Below are 6,752 nucleotides of genomic sequence, written 5' to 3'. Positions count from 1 at the left end.
TTATTACGTAATTACATCAGTAAAAAAATGGATGATCGCTACCTCTGTTTAGGTGTTTTCAATTTTTAAATTTTCGTAGAAAATAAAAGTTCAGAAAATTCTGTATTTATTTATGCAACACTAGTGATATGAACTATCAAAGTTAGAACCGTATATACTGCGTCCAAAGGATTCGTTTTGAGGCTTACCCAGTTTTTTGATGACATCCAGGCGTGTTGAATTGAAGTTAATACCTTTAAAAGAATAGGTACCGGCTTTGATCTAGCTGATGGTCGTCTTATTTGTTAAATCAGGTAATGCTTTCTCACTGACTGCTGCATTTGCTGATGGCTACACCGCTAAAAGAGAAACGACGGCAATCGTGCTAACGGCTAATTTTTTCATATTTTCCCTCTCCCTTTGTTAATCGCTTACACTTCCAATTAAATACTGTTTACCATCTTTTGCATAGTCATTTTTGACATTTTTAAGGTAACGTTAAGGTAGGATCGATTTTAGATGAAAAAAGACTGCATGCCTTAAAAGGCATGCAGTCTTCTCGTTTCCAAAACGTTACCAGCGATAAAGTCTGTTTATCGCTGGTAACTTGCTTAATCTTAAGAATTTTAGTGAGTTACTGGTGATATTCCACGTTTATCGCTGGTAACTCCCACTTCAATTATAAAAAATTCCTTTTTAACCGCGCAGTTTAGCGCCTGCTGATGTCAAGTTTTCAAGGACTTTATCGACAATCGGTTGGATATCTTCATCTTTCAATGTATCATCCGGATTCAGGAATTCCATACGGATAGCGACAGATTTCTTATCTTCTGCGATATGCTCCCCTTCATAAACATCAAAGACCGTCGCCTGCTGCAGATATTTATTATCTGTCTGCATGATGATATCGATGAGTTCCCCAGTCGCACGCGTGCGGTCCACTTCAAGTGCGATATCACGAGAGATGCCCGGGAACTTAGGAATCATATGATATTTCACAGCGCTTGTTTCTTCCAGAATGCGTTGTAAATTCAGTTCGAAGACGTAAGTGTCTTTTAAGTCATGTGCGCGTTCCACAAGCGGATGCAGCTGGCCGATGACACCGACAACTTCACCGTTTAAGAGCACGTGCGCGCTGCGTCCTGGATGCAGCTCGGCGAGTTCAGCGCGTTCGTATGCGAACTGAACGCTGAGTTTCTCACTTAATGCTTCAACAATACCTTTAACCACGAAGAAATCAACGGGTTCTACTTTGCCCTGCCATTCTGTTGCACTGAACTGACCGGTAATAATACCAGCGAGCTGTTCGACTTCTACCGGCTGATTCGTACCGCGGCCATGGAAGACGTTACCGATCTCATATAATGCGACGTCTTTCATCTGACGTGCATTATTGTACTGAACGGCATCAATCAAGTGTGGCAGGAGACTCTGACGCAGCACTGCGTGATCTGCACTCATCGGCATCATCAGTTTGACTGTCTCTTCTGTCTGTTTCGTGAACTGCTGTGCTTTTTCTTCTGATACAAGGGCATAAGTAATCGCCTGATTCAGGCCCAGTCCTTCAAGAAGTGATTTTACTGCGCGGCGTTTTGACTGATAAGCAGTCAGACCGACACGCTTATTTGTATTCGTTACTGGGAGTGTCGACGGCAGTTCATCATAACCATATATACGCGCAATTTCTTCAATCAGGTCTTCCTTGATGGTGATATCACCACGTCTAGACGGTACATGAACATTAAACGCATCACCGTCCACCTGGCTATCAAAACCGAGACGTTCAAAGATATTTTTAATCTCAGTATTAGAGAGATCAAAACCAATCAAGTTATTGACTTCATCTGTTGTAATCTGCACCGTTGTTTCAAGTTCAGGCAGTTCTCCCGCAGCCACAATACCTGCAAGAATGTTACCTTCAGCATGTTCCTGAAGGAGGAATGCTGCACGGTCGAGCGCCATATTCACACGTTCTGGGGCCACGCCTTTTTCAAAACGGCTGGATGCTTCAGAACGAAGTCCTGTCTGACGTGATGTTTTACGGACATTCACGGGATTGAACAGTGCTGATTCAATGACGACATTTGTCGTGTTCTCAGTCACTTCAGAGAAATCGCCGCCCATGACACCAGCTAAGGCAATCGGAGCTGTACCATTTGTGATGACGATATCATCAGTAGAAAGTTCGCGTTCCTGATCGTCAAGTGTCGTCATTTTCTCGCCGTCATTCGCATAACGGACAACGATTTCCTGTGAACCGATTTTGTCAGCATCAAACATATGCAGCGGCTGACCGAGTTCCATCATGACATAATTCGAGACATCAACGACATTATTGATCGGACGGACGCCCGCTTTAATCAAACGCATCTGCATCCAGGTTGGAGATGGTTTGATTTCAACGTTCTGAACCACTCGAGCTGCATAATACGGTGAAGCTTCATTATCTTCGATCTTGATTGAGATATAATCAGCAGCTTTTCCTGATTCATTCAAATCCGCTTCAGGGAATTTGATTTCTTCTTCATATAAGGCGCTGACTTCATAAGCAGAACCGAGCATACTCATCGCATCTGCACGGTTCGGTGTCAGACCGAACTCCATCACGCCATCTGCTAAGAACAATGCTTCTAACGCATCCGTTCCTGGTGTCACTTCTTCCGGGAAATTGAATATACCTGTCTCATACTGCGCAGGTATCAGGTTCTTTGCAATACCGAGCTCGCCTAGAGAGCAGATCATTCCATTTGATTCCACGCCGCGTAACTTCGCACGTTTGATCTTGACGCCGCCGGGCAGACGACCGCCCGGTCTGCAGACGATGACATACTGACCAGCGTCTACATTCGGTGCACCGCAGACAATCTGCAGTGTTTCGTCACCGACGTCGACTGTTGTTACATTCAGTTTATCAGCATCCGGATGCTTCTCTTTCGTCAGAACATGTCCGACGACTAAGTTCTTAATATCCTTGCTGTAATCTGTAATATCTTCTACTTCTATCCCGCTTCGCGTAATTTTCTCCGCCAGTTCTTCTACTGGCACATTGACACGGATAAATTCATTCAGCCATTCTTTACTGACTAACATGTTCACTACCTCCATCTTCTACTGCTTTGAACTGTTCAAGGAACCTGAGATCATCCGTATAGAAGTGACGGATATCTTCAATACCATACTTCAGCATGGCAATACGGTCCGGCCCCATACCAAACGCGAATCCTGAATATTTAGTTGAATCGAATCCAGCCATCTCAAGGACATTCGGGTGAACCATCCCTGCACCAAGAATCTCTATCCAGCCTGTACCTTTGCAGACATTACAGCCTGTACCGCAACATTTGAAACATGAAATATCCACCTCAACAGATGGTTCTGTGAACGGGAAGAAGCTTGGGCGCAGACGAATCTCACGCTCAGCACCGAACATTTTCTTCGCGAATAGTTCCAGTGTTCCTTTTAAGTCACTCATTTTGATGTTTTCATCCACAACTAAGCCTTCAATCTGTGTGAACTGATGACTATGTGTCGCATCATCTGAGTCACGTCGATAAACTTTACCAGGACAAATAATTTTAACAGGACCCTGACCTTTACGGCTTTCAAGCGTACGGGCCTGCACCGGAGACGTATGCGTACGCATCAGCAGCTCCTCAGTGATATAGAAGCTGTCTTGCATGTCGCGTGCCGGGTGAGACTTCGGTAAATTCAATGCTTCAAAGTTATAGTAATCCGTCTCAACTTCGTAACCTTCAACGACCTCGTAACCAAGACCGATGAATAAATCTTCAAGCTCTTCGACAATCTTCGTTAAAGGGTGTGCACTCCCGACATTGAACGTGCGGCCTGGCAATGAGATATCAATCGTTTCATTCGCCAGTTTGTCATTGATCGCTTTCTCTTTTAACTCAGAATCTTTTTCCGTCATCGCCGCTTCAACAGCCTGACGCGCCTCATTGACGAGCTGACCGAACATCGGCTTCTCCTCGTTCGGCAGAGATTTCATCTCCTTCATCAAACCCGTGATAATTCCCTTCTTACCGAGATACTCCACCTTCACCTGCTGCAGACTTTGCGCATCACTCGCATCATTTATTTTCGTCAGTGCTTCAGACTGCAGCGCACTTAACTTATGTTTAAGCTCCATCATAATCCTCCTAAAAAATAGATAAAAAAATAGCCTCGCGTCCTACAAGGGACGAAAGACTTCCGCGGTACCACCCAAATTTATGCCTAAGCATACACTTCATTCATGCGTAACGGGCAGAGCCGGCTTAACTTCTTATTAAGCAACCAAAAAGATGAAAAGACACATACCGCCGGTGACCATTTCACCACAATCGGTCACTCTCTACTACAGCAGCCATGCATCCCGTCCTTTTATCGGTCGGTTATTAAATTCCTCTTCATTATATGAAAAAAAGAGAGGACAAGCAAGTGTGTTCAAAGTAATTAGCAGATTAGAAATAAGAAAAGTGTCGTGTAAATATGAAATACACGACATTTTCTTGAAGTTTATGCAGTTTTTGTCGTATAAATGAAGAATACTCGACAATATTTATGCACAAAACCCCTCACTACTTCCACAGGTGAGGGGGCAACTTTTGATAAGTTCAATACTTAATAGAGTAGTTATTAACCATCATTTTGAAAAGCACAAATTGTAATTATTCATTTTTGTTATCTATATTCATCCAGACGGACCACTCGTGCAACATTTGTATTCTTCTTCCGCTTCTTCGACTTTTTCATAACCTGTCCTTTTCGTGGTGTACGAGCCTTCTGACGCTGTTGACTTTGTAGAGATGACTGAGGTATCTGATTACCGGCTGTCGCCCAGAAACGCGCTTCTTTCATCAATTCAACTATTTCAGGACCTATATCTGTCATCAGTTCTTCCTCAAACAGACCTTCATCAATTAAACCTGCGATAAAATTAAGCACATCTTCAATACTTAGACAGACACGAATACCTTTACGGATTTCCCGGTCCAGCGTTTCTATCTCAAATTGATGTGCGTGACGTGCATGCTTCTTCAGAACTTTGCGCAGATGAGTTTTATTGATATAGCCTTTTTCTAAAAACGGCTCAAGTTCCTTTAGTGTCGGCTCGTAGTATGGAGGTCGTTCCAGTTCATCTACATCGACTGCTTCCCAGTTACTGTGTTTAATACCTTTACTGCTGAAAATCACTTCATCATGAGAGAACAACGATTTGATATCTCGTTTGACCCGAGCGAGCGTAATGTTTTCATCCAGCAGCTTCTGTGCCATCTTATGGAGATGCTCATAGTCGACAGCACCATAAAAGTGCAGCAGACGCCGATAGAATAACTTTTTCGTTACTACCGGATGCAGTTCATTTTTCTTCAGATAGGCTCTGAAATGTGCCCTTACATCTTTAGTTGAAACAAATAATTCAGAATCACTTAAATAATAGAAGAAAATCATCGGGTCAAGCTCAGGACGATCCATTGTATGCATCCGGTCAAGACGCACCATCATCTCAACAATTTCAATGGTGTCAAGCGGCATATGCTCGACCATCTCTTCAAGCATAGTGAAATCCTCAAAAAAGCGATTGCAGATTAACATAGCGAGCTGCGACTTATTTTTAGAAGAGAAACCTTTAATCTTGTAAAAACGGCAGATATCCTTTAGGACATCATTTGGATAGTCAACAAGGCAGTCATAAAGTGTATCCTTCTTAAAAGCACGAATCTGTTTATCCAGCTCTTTCTTAATCCAGTCCTCTTCTCTTCTTTCCAGTGCCTCTCGAAATTGACGTCTGATTTCATCAATCTCATAATCAAGTGAATCATCTTTAATCAATGGATAAGCGCCATTTAATTCAACTTTAATATAAAGGTTAATCAGTTCATTTGGCACCTGTACTTCAATGCCTTCCGGACTATAAGGTAAATAGCCAAAACGAGTCAGAACCGGAAACGCAAAAGCAGTATCATCAGAAGTATGACAATATGATACCTGGCCTTCAGCAAAATAACGCAGCATGTTATGCTCATTATCTGTCAATTGCTTAGATATTTCTTTAAAATCTTTAGGATTAAACAAACGAGACTTTAAGCTATGAATCATATCTGCTTTATTTGCACTCGTCTTGATTCCAAAATACATGCAAAGCTCGATTAATTTTTTGTTGGAGAAAGCATTTAGATTTTCTAGAACAGTCATCAAATCACCCTTAGTTGAGTTTCTTTAATGACTATTGTAAGCTTTTGATTCAAGATAATACAAGAATAATAAAAAGATATTATTTGAAGTTTACGTGGTTTTCATCTTCTAAATTTCTTTTTCAGTTTAGGAATATCTTCCAACTTAATCCACTCTTCAGTATAACCACAGTTACAGCAGACATATCGATCTACTAATATGGCTGATAGATTTGTAAGCCCTACTTGTATATTATTGCCTGAGCCATACGCTCCTGCATTGCCTGGTATCAATAAAATATCATTATCACCGCATTTAGAACATAAGCTGTTTTCCTTCATGTTAACTCTCCTTGTAAATTTTAGTTATGTAAAGCTTCAATATTCATTTCTCAGCCACTCATATTTTTTCTGCTTCACAAATTTCTCATTGCTGAAGAGAACAGGCATATATAAAAAGACTATCATAATGACGGACTGACCCCAATTAATGGGACAGAATAAAAAACACTCTTGTTGAATTCATATAAAATGAATTTGATAGGAGTGTTTTATTATGCAGAGAATTGCTTATTCAAGTGAAGTTAAATGGAAATGTGT

General features: G+C 41.6%; 4 protein-coding genes. All 4 read right to left on the bottom strand.

The window, feature by feature from the left end:
- Positions 1-675 precede the first annotated feature (675 nt).
- Positions 676-3,069, bottom strand: coding sequence for a phenylalanine--tRNA ligase subunit beta (gene pheT, locus ERX27_RS10910; protein ID WP_133432840.1), 2,394 nt, complete (start codon positions 3,067-3,069; stop codon positions 676-678).
- Positions 3,056-4,126, bottom strand: coding sequence for a phenylalanine--tRNA ligase subunit alpha (gene pheS, locus ERX27_RS10905; protein ID WP_133432839.1), 1,071 nt, complete (start codon positions 4,124-4,126; stop codon positions 3,056-3,058). The genes pheT and pheS overlap by 14 nt, the downstream gene beginning before the upstream one ends.
- A gap of 533 nt (positions 4,127-4,659) precedes the next feature.
- Positions 4,660-6,174, bottom strand: a complete 1,515-nt coding sequence (locus ERX27_RS10900; RefSeq protein ID WP_133432838.1) for a hypothetical protein — start codon at positions 6,172-6,174, stop codon at positions 4,660-4,662.
- A 101-nt stretch (positions 6,175-6,275) separates the two neighbouring features.
- Positions 6,276-6,494, bottom strand: coding sequence for a hypothetical protein (locus ERX27_RS10895; RefSeq protein ID WP_133432837.1), 219 nt, complete (start codon positions 6,492-6,494; stop codon positions 6,276-6,278).
- Positions 6,495-6,752 lie beyond the last annotated feature (258 nt).

It is taken from the genome of Macrococcus brunensis, assembly GCF_004359615.1.
GTDB classification, from domain to species: domain Bacteria; phylum Bacillota; class Bacilli; order Staphylococcales; family Staphylococcaceae; genus Macrococcus; species Macrococcus brunensis.
This window is presented reverse-complemented; position numbering and strand designations above follow the sequence as displayed.

What these genes read in the sequence shown, in the direction of transcription:
- pheT (WP_133432840.1), bottom strand. Translation starts at nt 3,069, where the DNA reads ATGTTAGTCAGTAAAGAATGGCTGAATGAATTTATCCGTGTCAATGTG.
- pheS (WP_133432839.1), bottom strand. Translation starts at nt 4,126, where the DNA reads ATGGAGCTTAAACATAAGTTAAGTGCGCTGCAGTCTGAAGCACTGACG.
- ERX27_RS10900 (WP_133432838.1), bottom strand. Translation starts at nt 6,174, where the DNA reads ATGACTGTTCTAGAAAATCTAAATGCTTTCTCCAACAAAAAATTAATC.
- ERX27_RS10895 (WP_133432837.1), bottom strand. Translation starts at nt 6,494, where the DNA reads ATGAAGGAAAACAGCTTATGTTCTAAATGCGGTGATAATGATATTTTA.